Consider the following 17,890-nt stretch of genomic DNA (forward strand, 5'->3'; position numbering starts at 1 on the left):
GGGCTTATTCCAGCAGGCCCGAGATGGTGCCGAGCGTGGCCTTGTCGGCTTCGATCACCTCGGCGCTTTCGGCGGCGTCCATCCAATAGACCAGCGCACCGGTTTCCGCGGCCACCGCTTGTGCGCGGTCGCTCATCACCGTTTTTTCGGCAACGGCGGCAATCTTGTCGCGCACGTCTTGCGGAGTGTCCTTCAGCACGAACAAGCCGTTCCAAAGCGCAATGTTCAATTCGGGGTCGACTTCGCCGATGGCGGGGGTGTCGGGCACCTTGGAAATGCGTTCGCCGGTGATCGACACCAGCACGTTGACCTGGTCAAGGCAGGGCAGGATCAGCTGCAACGTGGTGTTGATCACGTCCGCGTCACCCGACGCCAGCGTGTTGCAGTCCAGCGCGTCGAACGCCGCATCGGCAGACCATTCGAAGCCCATGTTCTTTGCCAGCGCCTTGGTCACCTGCGTCGGTGTCAGCACGTCACCGAAGTGACCCAGCACCACGTCGTTGTCCTTGGCATAGGCAGCCAGTTCCTGCATCGAGGAATAAGGTGCGTTGCCCATCGCAGCGATGACGAACGGGTAGGTGAGGAAGATACCGATCGGGTCGAACTTCTCGGGGGTCAGTTCGGGAATGTCGATTTCGTGCCCGATCAGCGGAACTGCCGGTACGAAAGACCCGATGGTATAGCCGTCCGCAGGGGCGGTGGCCACGTCAATGGCACCGGGGAACGGGCCACCACCACCACCGGGCTTGTTCACCACTGCTGCCGCGATGCCGTACTCTGCCTGGAAATCCTCGGCGATCATGCGGGTCAGCACGTCTTCCAAATCGCCCGGAGGCCACGGAACGATGAAGCTGACAGGCTTTTCCGGGTATTCGGCCAGCGCCGGACCAGCCAGCGCGATGGCGGCCGTGGCAACTGCCGTCCAAAAGGTTTTCATGGGAAGCTCCCTGTTAGGATGGTTCATTATTTGAACTTAGCGTATCAAATATCTTCAGGTAGATTCGGCCCACCTGTCAAGCATCCATGTTTGCCAGAGAACAAATAGATGCGTTGACAGGTTATGATTTGGGCTGAATATTAATTGATACTAATGGTTTGCATATTGAACCAAGGGAAGCCCGATGGATACAGACAAGATTGCCGCGCTTGCGTCAATGCCGGTTCCGCCCGCCCAACACCTGATCGACGGCGCAGCGCGGCCCGCGTCCGACGGTGGCCGGATGCCTACGTTGTCGCCCATCGACGGGACGACGCTGACAACGCTTGCCAAGGGCACCCGAGACGATGCCGCCGCGGCCGTGGCCGCTGCACGCAAGGCGTTCAACGACGGGCGCTGGTCTGCCATGGCACCCGCCGCGCGCAAGGCGGTGATGCTGAAATGGGCCGCGTTGATCGAAGAGAATGCCCTGTCGCTTGCGGTGCTTGGCGTACGCGACAACGGCACCGAAATCGGAATGGCGCTGAAGGCAGAACCGCTGTCCGCTGCGGCGTCCATCCGCTATTACGCCGAAGCGATCGACAAGCTGGCTGGGGAAATTGCCCCGACCGCACCAGATGTCCTGGGCCTTGTTCACCGCGAGCCGGCGGGCGTTGTGGCTGCCATCGTTCCCTGGAACTTCCCGCTGATGATCGGCGCGTGGAAACTGGCGCCGGCCTTGGCGGCGGGGTGTTCGGTGGTTCTGAAACCCGCCGAAACCGCTTCGCTGACCCTGCTCAGGCTGGCGGAGCTTGGACATGATGCGGGCTTGCCGCCCGGCGTGCTGAATGTCGTGACCGGTGAAGGGCCGGTTGTCGGGGCGGCGCTGGCGGAATCCATGGATGTGGACGTTCTGGTGTTCACCGGCTCCGGCGGGACGGGGCGCAAACTGCTCGAGGCAGCGGCGCGGTCGAACCTCAAGCGCGTCTACCTCGAACTTGGCGGCAAGTCCCCGAACATCGTTTTCGCCGATGCGCCCGACCTGGACATCGCGGCCAAAACCGCCGCCGCAGGTATTTTTCGCAATTCCGGCCAGGTCTGTATCGCCGGCTCGCGTCTTTTGGTGCAGCACGACATTCACGACGAGTTTGTCGAAAAACTGCGCCAACAGGCCGAGGCGATGACGGTTGGCAACCCGCTTGATCCGAAAACGCAAGCCGGGGCCGTCAATTCCCAGGGTCAATTGTCCCGCGTTCTGCGTTTCATAGAAGAAGCCCGCGCAGCCGGGCGGCCCATCGTCACCGGCGGGGGCCAGATCCTTCAGGAAACCGGCGGTTACTACATCGCCCCCACCATCGTGACAGAGGTGCGCCCCGATGACCGGCTGGCCACTGACGAAGTGTTCGGCCCGGTCCTTGCGGTGACCCCGTTCCAGACCGAGCAAGAGGCGATCCAGATCGCCAACGGCACCGACTATGGTCTGGCGGCTGCAGTCTGGACCAGTGACCTGTCGCGGGCGCACCGGATGGTGCGGGCGTTGCGCGCGGGTCTGGTGCATGTGAACACCTATGGCGGGTCCGATCTGACAGTGCCGCTTGGCGGGGTCAAGCAATCCGGCAACGGGCACGACAAATCGCTGCACGCCCTCGACAAGTATCTCGATCTGAAGTCCGCTTGGATCAAGCTCTGACAGACACAAGGATGCCGTCATGACAGACAGAACGATTCTGGTCGTCGGGACCTACGACACGAAAGACGACGAACTGAACTTTATCGCCGAGGTGCTGAAAGGGCAGGGGGGTGGCGTTCTGACGATGGATGTCAGCGTTCTGGGCGATCCAAGCGCCCCCACCGACTATTCCAAGCATGACGTTGCGGCCGAAGGCGGCCACAGCATTGCCGAAGCGATTGCCGGCGAGGATGAAAACCTTGCCATGCAGATCATGGCCAAAGGCGCCAGCGCGCTTGTCGCCCGCCTGCACCGCGAGGGCCGCTTTGACGGCGTCTTGGTGCTGGGCGGCACCATGGGCACCGATCTTGCGCTGGACGTCTGCGCCGCGCTGCCGCTGGGCGTGCCGAAATATATCGTGTCAACGGTATCGTTCTCGCCGCTGATCCCGCCGGAACGGCTGCCGGGAGACGTGCAGATGATCCTGTGGGCCGGGGGGCTCTATGGTCTGAACTCGGTTTGCAAGGCGTCGCTGTCGCAGGCGGCCGGGGCCGTGCTGGGCGCGGCCCGCGCGGTCGAACCACCGCGCCGCGACAGGCCGTTGATCGGCATGACCTCGTTTGGCAAGACCGTGTTGCGCTACATGGTGGCGCTGAAGCCAGCGCTCGAGGCGCGCGGTTTCGAAGTCGCAGTGTTTCACGCCACGGGAATGGGGGGGCGTGCCTTCGAAAGCCTGGCCCGCGAAGGGGCCTTTGCGGCGGTGATGGACTTCGCCCCGCAGGAGGTCGGAAACCACATGATGGGATCGTCGATCAGCGCCGGAAACGACCGGATGACCAACGCCGGGGCCGCCGGAGTGCCACAAATCATCGCCCCCGGGTGCTATGATCTGGTCGATTTTGTCGGCTGGCAGGCGGTTCCGCCCAAATTGGAAGGGCAAGATATTCACGCACACAACCGACTGTTGTCTTCGGTCCTTATGACGCCGGACCAGCGCAGGCAGATGGCCCGCGCCATGTGTGACAAGCTTTCGGGCGCCAGGGGGCCGGTGGTTTTCCTGCTGCCGCTTCTGGGCGGCAACGAATGGGATCGCCCCGGCGGGCCATTGCACGACGCGGAAGGGCTGGCGGCGTTCATTGACGAAATGCGCGCCTCTTGCCCGGCCAACGTCACGCTGCTGGAACTGGACGCGCATATCAACGACGCGGCCTTTGCAGAGGCAGTATTGTCGGTGTTCGACGGTTGGATCGACGCAGGGACGGTCGCGCGCGCCTAGGATCAGTCCTTGGCGCCAAATCCCATGGCCGCGCGCATCCGTGTATCGACCTCTTCACGGCTTTTGCCGGACAGGAATTCATCATAGTAGACGATCATCGTCGGCTTCGGCTTGGATTTCTGCACGTTGTCCCAGCGCGTGGTATAGCTGACGAAGATGCCGCGCCGGTGGTTTGGACGGGCACGGAATGCGCGGTCGGTGGTCGCCACGACCCGGCCCTTGTAATCGCAGGCCAGTTCGCCATTCACCCAGGCGCGCAGATACCCGTCAGACGTGTTCGAGAAATTTGTGTTAAGGACGATGTCGGTCCATTCTCCCTTGGAGGCATCCATGCTGAACAACCGGCAGATGTAGCCTTCGTTCTGTGCCGTGCCCCAGCCCATCGCCTGTTGCATGTCGTCCAGTTGCAGCACCACATCCTTCGATCCGTCTGACGCTGGGGTGCAGACCCGCGGGTCGCACTTGGCCCAATCGCCTTCATCGCGGCCGATCTGAACGATCCGGATTGCGGGCGGCACATCGCCATCCACTTTCCATTGCCCAAACACCGTCTTCAGCGCAACGTCACGCGGATAGGACGACACGTTTGCATTGTAGAAGCTCCAGCCATACCAGCTGTCCTGCCCCAGTCGGGCGCGGTTGGCGTCATTCTCCATCCGGATTTCGCTGCGATAGCGGGGATTGCCACAATCGCTGCCGCTGCATTCGTCGCTGCGCAACTCGAACCGTTCGCTGACAAGTCCGCGCCGGACCGGTTCGCCATCCACCGAATAGCGGAACCCATATGGCGTGGTATTCAGAAGCCGGGCATAGCCCGCTGGCGCGGTCGCATCGGCGGAAATCGCTGCGGGTGCGCGGGCCGGGCTGGCAAGGTTGCCCAGTGAAACCACCTGGCAGGCCGCCAAAACCACGGCGCTGCACGCCAAAACCAAGCTGAACTTAACCATCTGCTCTCCTTATGCGGGTGTTTTTGCCGTGCATTGCCTGTGAACGATAGGGGCGTTTTTCGCCCATTGTTTCGCCTTTTGTCCCGCTTTTGACATTTTTGGTCAAGCGAAGCCGGCTTTGCAAACACTAGATGTAACCGGCAACATCCTGCTTAGACGCTAGTTTTTGTGGTTTGGTGCAGAATTGTCACGAGTGAGCGTCAATCCAATGAAGCAAGGGTTTTCTTCTTTGTTAAGGACGATTTGAACCGTAATTTAGCCGCAAAACATAATGAAAAACGGGCTCACCATTGAAGTGAACCTGAGAGGCAGAGAAAATGGCAAAGATCAGTGTCTTCGGCATTGGCTACGTAGGTGTTGTGTCGGCAGCATGCTTGGCACGCGACGGTCATCAAGTGATCGCGGTCGACGTAGATCCGGGCAAAATCAAATCCATTAACGCGGGCCTGACCCCGATCGTCGAAAACGGTCTGGACGAGCTCATCGAAAATGCCGTCAAGGCTGGCAAACTGGAAGCCACCAGCGACGTGCAATACGCGATCGACAACACCGAAGTGTCGTTTATCGCCGTTGGTACCCCGTCGGCTCCCGATGGTTCGGTCGGTCTGGTCTATGTGACCGACGTTTGCGAAAACATCGGCAAGGCGCTGGCCAACAAGGATGCGTTCCATTCGGTCGTCATCCGCTCGACCATCGTGCCGGGATCGTGCGAAACCGCCTGTATCCCCACCCTTGAAGAATTCTCGGGCAAAAAGGCCGGCGTCGATTTCGGCATGGGCTACTATCCGGAATTCCTGCGTGAATCGACCGCGATCGAAGACTATTACGATCCGGGCCTGATCGTGTTCGGCGCCATGGACGAGGGCACCGCCCGCATCCTGACCGACATCAACAAGGACCTGCCCTGCGATATCAACGTGGTCGACCTGCGCACCGCGGAAATGGTCAAGTATTGCTCGAACACCTGGCGCGCGGTGAAAGTCACCTACGCCAACGAGATCGGCAACATCGCCAAGGCCTGCGGCCTGGACGGCCAGAAGGTCATGGAAATCCTGACCTCGGACACCAAGGCGATCGTTTCGAAATACTTCATGCGTCCCGGCTTTGCCTTCGGTGGCTCCTGCCTGCCGAAAGATGTCCGCGCTCTGCGTCACCTGGCGCGTGAGAAAGGCATCAAGGCCCACCTGCTGGAAGCGACCCTGGAAGCCAACGAGGCGCAGATTCAGCGTGCCGAGCAGATGGTCATGGAAAGCGGCGCCAACAAGGTTGGCTTCGTCGGCGTGGCCTTCAAGGCCGGCACCGACGACCTGCGCGAAAGCCCGCTGGCAACCCTGGCTGGCCGCCTGATCGAAAAGGGCATCGAGGTGTCGATCTACGACCCCTACGTGCAGGAAGCCTATGACAGCCACACCCCCGGCGCTGGCCGCGGCAACGACGTGATTCCCAACCTGCAAGGCCGCATCGTGGCTGACCTGGACGGTATGATCAACGACGCGGGCGCGCTGGTTGTCGGCAACGTTTATGAAAACACGGTCGAGCGTCTTTCCGAGGCCGCAAAGACCCGTAAGGTCGTCGATCTGACCCGGTTCTCCAAAGAGCTGACGTCGGACGGCACTTACGAAGGTATCTGCTGGTAAAGGTAGGCTATGCTCCGAGCCCTGTCGCATGTCGCTTATTTCGCGGTCATCATCCTCCTCGTGACATCCATCCCAGCTGAAACGCTGGGATCGCTGGAGAATGCGCGGAATACGATCTTCATCCTCGGGTTTCTCGGAGCATGGCGCTACTCTTGGGCCGCCATAAACTTCACCCGCGCCATCATTTTCCGCTGGATCGTGTATCCGGTCAGAAAGGCGCGGGCGTTCAAACGCTTCCGTGACAACGACGTCAAATCGCACGCGTTCTTCATGGTCACCTCCTACATGATGGAGGTGAAGGTGACGATCACGGTCTACAAATCCATCTTCAACGCGGCAGCAAACGCCAAGGACGGGGCCACCATCGTGGCCTCGGTTGTGCATGGCGCCGACGAACGCCTGATCCGCCAGGTTTTTGAAACCATGCCGCGCGACATGTCGGGCATCCGGCTGGTGATTGACCGCATCGAATCCAAAGGCAAACGCGACGCAATCGCCAAAGCGCTTCGGATTCTGGCCAAGTTCAGCCCGACCCACCGCGACATCTGCGTGTTTGTCGATGGCGACACCGTTGTGCCGCACGACATCGTCGCGCAGTCCGCACCGTTTTTCACCAATCCCAAGGTTGGCGCCCTGACCACCGACGAAGGCGCGCTGATCGAGAAAAAGAACCTCTACAAGGATTGGTTCAACCTGCGCTTCAACCAGCGGCAAGTGATGATGTGCTCGATGGGGCTGGCCAACCACGTTCTGACCCTGACGGGCCGGATGTCGGTGTTCCGCGCCGATCTGGCGACGCACCCGGAATTCATCGAAGGCGTCGATCACGACTATATCGACCACTGGCGACTGGGCCGCGTGGTCTTCCTGACTGGCGATGACAAGTCGACTTGGTACTGGCTGCTGAAGAATGGCTACGAAATGGCCTATCTTCCCGACGTGCGGTCCTGGTCCTTTGAAAGCCAACCCCGCGATACGTTCATTGAGAGTGCCCAGACCCTTATGGTCCGGTGGTTCGGTAACATGATGCGCACCAACGGGCGTGCGCTGAAGCTCAGACCCAGCCTCATCGGGTGGTTTACATGGTGGTCAATCATGGACCAACGCGTATCGGCCTGGACAACGCTGGTTGGGCCCATTTCGGTCGCGATGGCGGCCATTCTGCATACGATGACGGTTGTTCCGCTTTATATCGCCTGGGTTCTGGCGACGCGGTACATCTTCTGCATCATCATCAACCTGTTCCGGGGAACCTGGTTCCCGGTGACCCACCCGCCGATCCTGTATTTTGGTCAGGTCGTCGGCGCGGCGATCAAAACCTACGTGCTGTTCCGTCTGAACAAACAGCGGTGGACCCGCCAGACCGCAGCCGAGGCAAAAGCAGTGCCGCTCTCCGAGCGGCAGAAGGCTCAGGAATCCTTCATCCATCATGTGCTGGCCATCGTCTGGCTGACGCTTGGGGTTTTCTTCCTGTCGCAGGTATGAGTAGCGAAAGCCATTGAAAGAGATAAAAAAATGACCGAGCAGACCAACATCGCAGCCGAAGCCCACACGTCGATCCCCGTTGATTTCGTCTACGATACGGAACACCCGGTTCTGCCGGTTCCGTTCAAGGTGACGATCGGGGACCAGTCTTTCGACGGAACCGGGCTTTCGGTGACCGCCGCCTTCATCAAGGTGCCCGGCCCCTTCGATCCCAGCCTGATGGGCACGAAATTCGTGACCAAGCTGCAATTCGATTTCGAAGGGTTCACTGTCGCGCTCTATCCCGAAGCCATGGTCGCAGGCACCCGCGAAGACGGCGAGATCGCGCTTCAGTTCATGGACCCGACCGGGCCGCACCTGCCGCAGCTGCGTTATATCCTGAACAGCTTCATCGCTGGCGACTTCGTGTCGATGGGCGCGATGCTGTCCTACACCGGCCCGACCAAGCCCAAGGCCCCCAAGGACAAGATCTCCGACGACCCCAAGCGCCGGATGAAAAGTCTTGGCGCTGCGGCCCTGTCGGTGATTCTGATCCTGACGGCAGCCAACGTGCTGATCACCCGTTACACCCAGTCTTTCGAACCGCGCCCCGTCTTCGTCGAGCGGGCCGGCACCGAAATGCGCGCCACCGCCGCAGGCCAGATTTCGTATCTGAACCCCACCGCGGGCGAGGGTGAAGTGGTCTTTTCGATCAATTCGAACAGCGGCGATGTCCTCAACTTCCAGTTGCCCTGTGACTGTCAGATCACACTTGCCGAGGGTGTGGTCGAAGGCGCAACTGTCCTTCCTATCGACCCAATTTTGACGTTTTTCGACAATAGCGTAGGCATCAGAGTGAAGACTCAAATGAGTGTCGAAGGACTGGCAAAAGCGATGGATGGCGAGCGCGTTTACCTGGATATGGCCGATGGCCGTTCCATTCCGGTACAGGTGGTCGTTTCGTCCGCAACCAATGCGTCGGCCCTTCGTGGAGAGCTGTATGTACCAGTTGACCTAGTGGCTGAAGAGGGCAGCCTTGGTCCGGCAGATATTGGGCAATCGGCGCGTTTGCGGTTGGCCAAGCCAATTTTAGGTGGTGCACTCCTCGATCTGAAGGAAATGCTATGACCAAGATCTATCCGCTGATCATCTGCGGTGGAAATGGGACTCGCCTCTGGCCGATCTCGCGGACGCAAAGTCCGAAACAATTCCAGAAGGTCGGGGGGCCGGACTCCCTGACATTCTTCCAGACCGCGGTGGAACGCCATCACGAAGACGGTTTTGCCGACCCGGTCATCATCACCTCGGTGCGGCACCGCCGCACGATCCACGAACAGCTGGATGAAATCGGGGTGAAGGCGCAGGTTCTGCTGGAACCGATGGGCCGCAACACCGGTCCGGCCGTTCTGGCCGCGGCGATGATGCTGCAGGAACAGGACCCGGACGGGTTGCTGCTTGTGGTGCCGGCCGACCACGTGATTCGTGGCGACATCAACTCGACCATCAAGGCAATGGTGCCGGCGGCCGAAGACGGGTACGTCATCACCTTCGGCATCAAGCCGCGCTTTGCCGAAACCGGCTTTGGCTACATCGTCGATGATGGCCCGGTCGTGGGCCACAACGGGCTGCGCCAGGTCGAACGCTTCGTCGAAAAGCCCCCGGCGCGGAAGGCGCGCCAGCTGGTCGAAAGCGACATCGCCTATTGGGCGTCCGGCATCAGCATGTTCTCGATCAAGACGATCCTCGAAGAATACTCGCGGTTCGAACCCGAGACCGTCGATGCCGTGCGCAAGGCGTATGACAAGGCCGAAGAGCGCGAGGAAGGCCTTCTGCTGAACGCCATCGCCTTCAGCCAGGCCAAGGATCTGCCGACCGAAAGCGCGGTGTTCGAGCGCACCAGCCGGATCGCGTTGTCGCCGCTTGATGTCGATTGGTCCGACGTGGGCAGCTGGTCGGCAATGTATGGCATCGCCGAAACCGACCACCAGGGCAACGTGCTGCAAGGCGACGTGATCGCGGTTGAAACCCAGAACTCGATGGTGCGTTCCACCGGGCGTCTGGTGACCGTTGTCGGCATGAAGGACGTGATCGTCATCGACACGCCCGACGCGCTTCTGGTCACCCAGGTTGGCCACTGTCAGTCGGTCAAGAAGGTTGCCGAATTCCTGAAAGAGGAAAAGCGGCTCGAAGCCGAACGCCATGTCGGCAAGGAACAGGAAAACGGTCTGCTGCGCATGGTTGCCAGCGACAAGGTTGACCTGAGCCAGGCACGGATGCAACCGGGCCAGAAGCTGGAAATCGCTCCCGTTGCCGGGCGCGAGGTGATCGTGGTGCGGGGTGCCGTGACGCTTGGCGAAGACGACAATGCGCGCCTTCTGAAAGAAGGCGAACGGATCGCTCTGGACGACGCCACGCCCACCAAGCTGCGCAACAAGACCGGTCACCAGGCCGAGCTTCTGTTCCTCAACGTAACCACACCTGCCGTCGTCGAAGACGACAAGGTGCTGACATTGAAGAACTATGCCTAGCGTTTTCGCACATATCCTCGGGCGGGCCCATCGGGCCTGCCTCGCCATCTCGCTGGCCGTGGCAGTCCCTGCTGCGGCCGCACCCGATTTGATCGACAAGACCCTGCGCGAAAAGCTGCGGGCGTTCGACATGACGCTCAGCACGCTGCCGGAACCGGGTATTCAGGCGCGTACGCTGATCGATCAGGCGGGCCTGGGCGAGATCACGCGCCTGCAACAGGGCGCGATCCAGACCGTTGCTGCACAAACCTTTCCCACCGTCGACCGCGACATGGTGGATGCCAAGCCGATGGACGCGCGTCTTGCCCTTGGCCTGATTGCCCAGATCTATGGCGCCAAGGACAACCTTGACGTTCTCAATGCGCAGGCCGATCCTGAATTCAAGGCGCTGGTGATCAACAGCGGCGATGCGACGCTCTCGGACATCTTCCAACTGCTGGAACAGCACCGACTGCAAGTCGACCGTGGCGAAGGCCGCAATCTGCTGAAGGTGCCGGTGATTATCTGGGCCGACGGCGCCTTGCGCATCGGCCCCGGTGAATCGCTCACCTTCCTGCGCGATACCGGCGCGTTTCTGGCCAATTTCGGCCGGCTGGAAATCGACGGCGCCAGCTTTGGTGTTGAAGGTCAGCCCAACCCCAACGCGCCCGATTTCATTCCGTTCATCGTGAATGCCGGCGGCGCGTCGGTGAAGGCGCGCAATTCCAGCTTTACCGATCTTGGGTTCGGCAACGAACTGAAATTCGCCGGTTTTTCCGTTGCACGCAACCCGTTGCTGGTGCGCAAGGACGAAATCGTGATCGAGAACAACACGTTCTCGAACCTGTCCACGGTTGGCGCCTCGATGGCCGACAACGTGGTGCTGCGCAACAACCGCATCCATGGCAGCCGCGGCGCGTCGCTGGTGGTGACCCACTCACTGGATGCGCGGATCATTGGCAACCTGATCACCGGCGATGCACCCACCAACGGCATCCGGCTGTTGCAGGGCTCGTCCCGCGGGGTGATCGCAGGCAATGTGATCCTGCGTGGCAATCGAACCGGCATCGTCGTGCAGAATGACAGCCAGCGCGTGTCGGTCCGCAACAACGTGGTCTGGCAACGCGACGGCGGCGGTATCACCGTCAGCAAATCGTCCTGCGGCGTGATCGAACAGAACCTGATCATGGACAACGACCAGAAGGGGATCGAAATCCGCACCGGTCGCAACATGATCGTGCGTGACAACACCGTGATCGGAAACAACAGCATCGGCATCTGGGTCTCAGCCCAAGAACCGGGCGCGTTGACACTGGTCGATCACAACCTGCTTCTTGGCAATGACGCCGGGCTGGCCACGGCGACTGGCGAAACCGTGGTGATGACCGACAATGACTTCACCCGTCAGTTCCCGCGCTTCGTGTCTGGCGACCTGTCCAGCCAGGGTCGGGTGATTGCCACCAATCTCAAGGGGGAAACCCCGATGATCCTGACAGCTGGGGGGCTCCAGGATGGACCGCTGCCTGATGTGAGCTGTGTGGAATAAGAGGTAGCGATGCGTAAGACAGCACAAACCGGACTTGCAGTGATCCTGGCCCTCGGGCTGGGGCTGCCCTGCTTTGCGCAGTCGGAAACGCTGCCCCTGCCGTTCCCGATCGACCGCGCATCGCGCGAGATCAGCGTGGTGGTCGACAAGGGCCTGAAAAGCACCAACCGCCTGCCCACCCGGGCCCTGCGCGAAGCGCGGCTGGCGCTGCTGGACAAGCAGCCGGTCGAAGCAGACATGCTCAAGGCGCTGGCCGACCGTGGGGAAACCCTGGCCGCGCTGCGCTATGTCGACGTGCTGATGGCCCGCGGGATCGAGGAAAACGCCTCGGACGTGGCCTATTACGGCGCGATTGCCGTTGGCGGCGGCCGGGTCTGGGCGCTGCCGGAAATGGTTGAGGCGCTGCAATACCTGGATCCCGCAACCGAACCCAAGGCACGCATCAACAAGTATATCCAGGTGCTTTATGCACACGCCTGGGCGGGCAACGAACTCGCCCTCGACGCAGTGATCGACTACAACGGCGAAGGCCGCCTGTTCGGTCCGCTGTCAGCAGCGACCAAGGCCAAGATCGACGAACAGATCAACACGCTTGGCGGTGGCCGAAGCGACCTGAAAATGGCGATTTCGATCCTGCGCAAGGATACCCTGACAAACCAAGACCTCGCGGATGCCCGTTCCTATCTGGACCGGGCCCAGCAGGCGGAAAACCTTGCGGTCGCAACGACGGCCGCAAATCTGATCGAGCAGTTGGCCGCGGGCAAATACACGTCCGCAGCCGCAACCAATTGAGGACACGGGGCAAAGACATGAAGCGACTGGTCAAGGCGGTGGCAGCTTCGGCTGTCGCCCTGAGTATTGCGCATGGGGCGTCGGCCCAATCGACCTACGGTTGCGAGGACCTTGACGGGTTCCACAGCCTTCCCAGCGTCGAAGGCACCGAAGGTGTGTTCTACCGCGTCAATCCCGAACTGAGGAATTTCCACCCGTTCTCGGACGAAACCGTCGAAGACGTGGCCCGGCTGGCCAGCGAACTGCAACAGTTCGGCACCACGCTGGTCTATGTTCCGGTGCCGCCCAAGGCGATGGTGATGACGGAAAACCTGCCAAGGCGGGCCTATGACTACGGGTTCAACCCCGATCTGGCCGCAACGGTTTATGACGACATGATCAAGCGCCTGCGCGACGCGGGCGTGGTGGTGGCGGATGCGCGCAAGGCCCTGAACCAGGGCAGCCGCGGCGTCGGCGCGCCCTATTTCAAGGCGGACTATCGCATCAACGCGCTGGGGGCGCAGCTGATCGCGCAATCGGTGGCCGAAGCGCTGGCCGGCACCACCCAGATGGCGGCGCCGATGGCCCGCGCGCCGATGCCCGTCATGGGCGGGGGCGAGGTCGAGCTTGACTCGGACATGCGCAACGTGTTGCAGCGCCATTGCCTGATCGACCTGCCCAAGGACATGGTCGCCACCTTCCAGACCCCGCAGATGCAGACGGCCAATGCGCCCGCCAGCGGCTTTGGCGGCTCTCTGGGGCCGCGCATCGCGCTGGTCGGTACGGAATATTCCGCCACCCCCGGTGTGAATTTCGCGGGGGCCTTGCAACAGGCCACCGGGATGAACGTCAGCCAATTGTCGATCCCCGGCGGCGGGGCCTATGGCGCGTTTACCGCCTATGTGACCAGCACCGAATTCCAGCAAAGTCGCCCGACGGTGATCGTCTGGGAAAACCCGGTCTACAATAACCTTGCGCAGTTCGGCGATCAGCCGATGCGGGAAATCATCGCCGCCTCGGGCAGCGGGTGCCGCATCCCGTTGATGATTCAGGCCGGGCTCCAGGACAACACCGCCCGCGCCGAACTGGCCGGGCTTGATCCCAACGTGGCCTACACGCTTTACCTTGATACCGACGGCACCGCCGCGGGCGAAGCGCGCTTTACCTTCCATTCGGCGCAGGGATTCAAGCGGACCAAGACGGTAACCCGCGCCGACACGGCGGGGCGCACGGGTCGGTTCTTCATGCCGCTGTCGGGTCTCTGGGCCGATGGCGCGCGCTTCGTCGATATCGAACTTGACCAACCCTTCAACGGCACCCCGCGTCTTGCCGCGTGTTTCTACTGAGGAGTGGACAGATGAAACGGACCCTTGCTTCACTGATCGCCACCTCGCTGCTGGCAACGCTGGGCACTGTCACGACGGCCCCGGCAAAGACGCTGGACCTTGCGTTCATGCCACCTGCCATCGAGGCTCGGAACATCTGTTCCCCGACCCGCGACCCGAAAGAAGACGACCTGACCATCGGCCAAAGCACCGATGAACTGACCAACACACAGCGGATTCGCTTCCTGCGTCGCGACATCACCCGCCTGCAAGCGCAGGATCCGGTGAAATGGTTCGACTTCATCAACGCGCTGATCACCCGCCGCGCCCAGTTCGATGCCGAATTCGCCGGGATCGAGGAACTGATCGCCCGGATCACCCTGCACATCGACGCCCACAAGTTCGAAGAGCTGAAATCGACCGGCCTGATCCAGCGCCTGCGTCAGCGCGAGGTCGAGATGAGCTCGAACCAGCGCCTGATCCTTGCGCAGTACTACCTGAACGGCATCGGTACTGCGCCCGACATCGACTATGCCAAGCAACTGATCACCGACGCGGCCTATGCGGGCAATCCCAACGCACTGCTGTCGATTGCCCGGTTCGAACTGGACGGCAGCCCGGTCACTGGCTGGGATGCGCCGCTGGATCTGACCGTGACCATGGCCTTTGGCGGCCTGCTGGGCCGGATGAACGAAAATGTCTGCGGCCGCGCCGAACGCATCGCGCGGGAATACCTGAACGGCGACGTGGTCAGCCGCAACTATGACGTGGCCTATGCCTGGTACAAGTTCTCGGCCGATCTGGGCGGCGCCGAAGGTGCGTGGCGGCTGGTGGAATTCCACCTGAACGCCAACGCGGCGGTCAAGGACAACAAGGAAATGCTGCACTACCTGCAGTTGGCCGTCGAACGCGGGATCACCGTCGACGACACGCAGATGGCGCAGATCAAGACCGCCGGCAACGTGTCCGAGGAAGAACTGCGCAAGATCCTTGGCTACAACTATTCCGAAGACACAGGCCGCAATCGTCCGTCGATTTCGCCGCTGCTGGAACTGTCGGTCAACATCGACGGCGATCAGGCAACCGCCTTCAGCCCCTATATCGAATACCTCAAGGAACTGTCGCTGCTGCCCGAAGCGCCGGGCTGGATCTTCACCACCCTGGGCAAAGAGGTTCTGACCCGTCGCGGTCGCTGGGCCGGCGAGGCAGAGGCGATCCAATACCTTGAAATCGCGGCCGAGCGTCAGGACGCCGAGGGCATGCAGTTGCTTGCAAAGCTTCTGACCCGCTATCGCGACGATCCTGCACAGGTCGACCGCGTCATCGCTCTGCTGACCGAGGCGGTTGAACGCCACGGGCTGATGGACGCGATGAACGATCTCGACGGGCTCTATCGCTGCAAGGTGAACGATGCCCCGCGCCTGCGCGAAGCCAACGCCTGGCGCCGCGCCTATCGCGCGACAGAGGACGAGATCTTCGTGGTTTCGGCCACCGACCTGCTGGTTCTGGACGAATTCAAGGAGCCGCGCCATATCGCCAAGGTCCAAAGCCAGGCGCTGGAAAACCGCACCCAGTCGATTGCCGATTTCGCCGAACTGGTGCAGGTCGACCCGATGGCCCCCGACAGCATGAAACGGCTGTGGGCGTCCCGGCTCGACCGGTCTGACCAGGCGCTTGAATCCTTTGCCGAACTGGAATTCGAACTGGCCACCAACCCGACCGAACGCAAGCTGGCTGTGGAACTGTTCCGTCGCATTTACCTCAACAACGGGGTGACCACGGCGCTTGACCTGGCGATTGCTCTGGTGGAACACAATGCCCGCGACCAGCAGACCGCCGATGAGGTCATCGAGCTTCTGACCAAGGCGTCGAACCGGGGGGAAGGGGCCGCGATCCGCCTGCTCTCGCGCGTGCGCGCACAGGAAGGCCGCGACCCGATCGAAACCTTCCAGGAATTCGAACAGGAAATCGAAGAGCGTGGTGACTTCCTCGCCATGATGTTCGCGGTGCCCTACCTGACCCACGACCGGCTGGATGACTACATCGACCGCGCGGTGTCGGAAATGGTCTGCGGCACCAAGGACGTGGATGAAATCGGGGATGCCTACGCCATCTGGCAAGATGCCCAGATGAGCTATCATTGGCGCAACATCGGCCTGAACTTCCTGCATGGCCACGTGCTGTCCAAGCTGCGGATTTCCGATCCGCAGATGGAACAGTGGCGCAAGGACAAGGCGCCCGACGAACGCCAGGTGATGGAACGCGTGCTGGCCGAAGGCAAGACCGACGCCCACCGCCAGCTGTTCATGCTGACCGCCAACCCCGATCTGGAAACCTATGACCCCGACGCCGCCGCAGGCCACCTGTTTGCGCTGCTGGGCCGGGGCACCCCGGGTGACGAGATGTGGGCGCTGGCCAGCTATCGCACCGCCGATGACGATCTGAAGAAAGCCATCGAATCCCGGTTCGACGTCGGCAGCCTTTATGTCCGCGCCATCGAGAACGGCAGCGTCGAAGCAAAGTACGAGTACGGCATGGTTCTGCGGGATGCCGCGCGTGAACCCCGTGATCTGGCGAATTCGGCCCGCTGGCTGAAAGAGGCGGCCGAAAACGGCTACGTCAAGGCGATGACCGAATACGGCTATGCCCTGGCCTACGGGATCGGCGTGCCCCGCAACATTCGCGAAGCAACGTCCTGGCTCGACCAGGCGTCGCGCGGCGGCGATGACCGGGCGGCGAACCTGGCCAACCTGATCCGGATTGGAGCTGGTCAATGACCCTGAAAACCCTGCGCAGCGCCGCCCTTGCGGCGTTCGTATCCATAACCCCTTTCGTTCTGCCGACCACGGCCGCAGCCTTTGGCGCGGCCGCCTGCGATGCCGCGCCGCCGCCGGTGATGACTCTGGCCTATGGCAGCCGCTATGCCACCGACAGCGCCAACCGCTCGCAGATCGACAAGCAAAGCAACGAAGAGGTCAACGCCGCACTTCAGCCGGTGGATGATTTTCTGCGCGACCTGACATCACTGGCAAACGAAGTCGCCAAGCCCGGCGTCGATGCCGCGGCGATTTCCGAATGCGCCCTGTCGCAGATCGCGGTCTGGGCCGATGCCAACGCGCTGGCCAATCTTGAATCGCGCAACGCGCGGCTGACGATCGGCTCGCGTCTTGCGGGCTTTGGCTTCGTGCTGCTGCAAACCACCCCGCACGTCAAGGACGCCCGCTACATGCAGCGGATCGCGCCCTGGCTGGAAGGGCTGATGCTGGACCAGATGGTTTTCTGGGAAGAAGAGGCCCCAGACGGTGCGCGCCGTGGCAACCTGCGCGCCTGGGCGGCGCTGGCCGGGGCCACCATCGGCACCGTGATCGACGATCCCGTGGTGCGCGGCTGGTCGGCGTGGTCGTCGTCCTATGTGATCTGTACCGCAAACCCCGATGGGTCCCTGCCGCAGGAAATGACCCGCGGGAAATACGCGCTGCACTACCAGTTGCACGCGATTGCGCCGCTGACCGTGTCCGCCGCGCTGCTGTCGCGGCGCGGGATCGACCTGACCGCGCGTTGCGATCACGCGCTCAGCCGGATCGTGAATTTCGCGGTGAACGACCTCAAGGACGGCATGGCCACCCAGGCCATCACCGGCCAGCGTCAAAGCCTGTTCGACGGCACCGACCAACTGGAAAGCTTCCAACTGGCCTGGCTCGAAGCCTATCTTTCGATCCATTACGACCCGTCGCTGATCGGCCTTGCCGACAGCTATCGCCCGCTGAACTATTCCAAGCTGGGCGGCGACCAGACCGCGATCTGGCAGCAGATGCAGTGGTGACTCCGCTTG

At 61.6% G+C, this 17,890-nt stretch carries 13 protein-coding genes; 11 read left to right on the plus strand and 2 right to left on the minus strand.

The features are described from left to right. Positions 1-4 precede the first annotated feature (4 nt). On the minus strand, positions 5-937 hold the full coding sequence (locus VK792_RS05950) for a tripartite tricarboxylate transporter substrate-binding protein (protein WP_326296448.1): 933 nt from the start codon (positions 935-937) through the stop codon (positions 5-7). A 184-nt stretch (positions 938-1,121) separates the two neighbouring features. Here VK792_RS05950 and VK792_RS05955 point away from each other — a divergent pair, with 184 nt between their 5' ends. Further along, the gene (locus VK792_RS05955; protein ID WP_326296450.1) at positions 1,122-2,606 is read left to right on the plus strand and encodes an aldehyde dehydrogenase; all 1,485 of its coding nucleotides are present in this window, start codon (positions 1,122-1,124) and stop codon (positions 2,604-2,606) included. Between the two features lie 19 nt (positions 2,607-2,625). Continuing rightward, a complete protein-coding gene (locus tag VK792_RS05960; protein WP_326296452.1) occupies positions 2,626-3,861 on the plus strand; it encodes a Tm-1-like ATP-binding domain-containing protein in 1,236 nt (411 codons plus the stop codon). Between the two features lie 2 nt (positions 3,862-3,863). Here the strand turns inward: VK792_RS05960 and VK792_RS05965 are convergent, their stop codons facing one another. Beyond that, a complete protein-coding gene (locus VK792_RS05965; protein WP_326296453.1) occupies positions 3,864-4,808 on the minus strand; it encodes a heparin lyase I family protein in 945 nt (314 codons plus the stop codon). A 317-nt stretch (positions 4,809-5,125) separates the two neighbouring features. On the opposite strand from VK792_RS05965, the gene VK792_RS05970 reads away from it, so the two are divergent. From VK792_RS05970 to VK792_RS06010, 9 genes are all read left to right on the plus strand, one after another. Next, complete coding sequence (locus tag VK792_RS05970; RefSeq protein ID WP_326296454.1) at positions 5,126-6,445, plus strand: nucleotide sugar dehydrogenase; 1,320 nt, start codon at positions 5,126-5,128, stop codon at positions 6,443-6,445. Positions 6,446-6,454: 9 nt separating this feature from the next. Then, the gene (locus VK792_RS05975) at positions 6,455-7,930 is read left to right on the plus strand and encodes a glycosyltransferase (RefSeq protein WP_326296455.1); all 1,476 of its coding nucleotides are present in this window, start codon (positions 6,455-6,457) and stop codon (positions 7,928-7,930) included. A 30-nt stretch (positions 7,931-7,960) separates the two neighbouring features. After that, complete coding sequence (locus tag VK792_RS05980) at positions 7,961-9,037, plus strand: hypothetical protein (protein ID WP_326296456.1); 1,077 nt, start codon at positions 7,961-7,963, stop codon at positions 9,035-9,037. After that, positions 9,034-10,437 carry a mannose-1-phosphate guanylyltransferase gene (locus tag VK792_RS05985; RefSeq protein ID WP_326296457.1) on the plus strand — a complete coding sequence of 468 codons (1,404 nt, stop codon included), beginning with the start codon at positions 9,034-9,036 and terminating at the stop codon, positions 10,435-10,437. Before VK792_RS05980 ends, VK792_RS05985 begins: the two co-directional genes overlap by 4 nt. 88 nt (positions 10,438-10,525) lie before the next feature. Beyond that, positions 10,526-11,962: a right-handed parallel beta-helix repeat-containing protein gene (locus VK792_RS05990; protein ID WP_326296458.1), complete on the plus strand. Its 1,437-nt coding sequence runs from the start codon at positions 10,526-10,528 to the stop codon at positions 11,960-11,962. 9 nt (positions 11,963-11,971) lie between these two features. Then, positions 11,972-12,754, plus strand: coding sequence for a hypothetical protein (locus VK792_RS05995; RefSeq protein ID WP_326296459.1), 783 nt, complete (start codon positions 11,972-11,974; stop codon positions 12,752-12,754). 17 nt (positions 12,755-12,771) lie between these two features. After that, the gene (locus VK792_RS06000) at positions 12,772-14,079 is read left to right on the plus strand and encodes an alginate O-acetyltransferase AlgX-related protein (protein WP_326296460.1); all 1,308 of its coding nucleotides are present in this window, start codon (positions 12,772-12,774) and stop codon (positions 14,077-14,079) included. An 11-nt stretch (positions 14,080-14,090) separates the two neighbouring features. Next, the gene (locus tag VK792_RS06005) at positions 14,091-16,835 is read left to right on the plus strand and encodes a tetratricopeptide repeat protein (RefSeq protein ID WP_326296461.1); all 2,745 of its coding nucleotides are present in this window, start codon (positions 14,091-14,093) and stop codon (positions 16,833-16,835) included. Beyond that, on the plus strand, positions 16,832-17,881 hold the full coding sequence (locus VK792_RS06010; protein ID WP_326296463.1) for an alginate lyase family protein: 1,050 nt from the start codon (positions 16,832-16,834) through the stop codon (positions 17,879-17,881). Before VK792_RS06005 ends, VK792_RS06010 begins: the two co-directional genes overlap by 4 nt. The last annotated feature ends 9 nt before the right edge of the window (positions 17,882-17,890 follow it).

It is taken from the genome of Mesobacterium hydrothermale, assembly GCF_035818635.1.
Lineage (GTDB): Bacteria > Pseudomonadota > Alphaproteobacteria > Rhodobacterales > Rhodobacteraceae > Mesobacterium_A > Mesobacterium_A hydrothermale.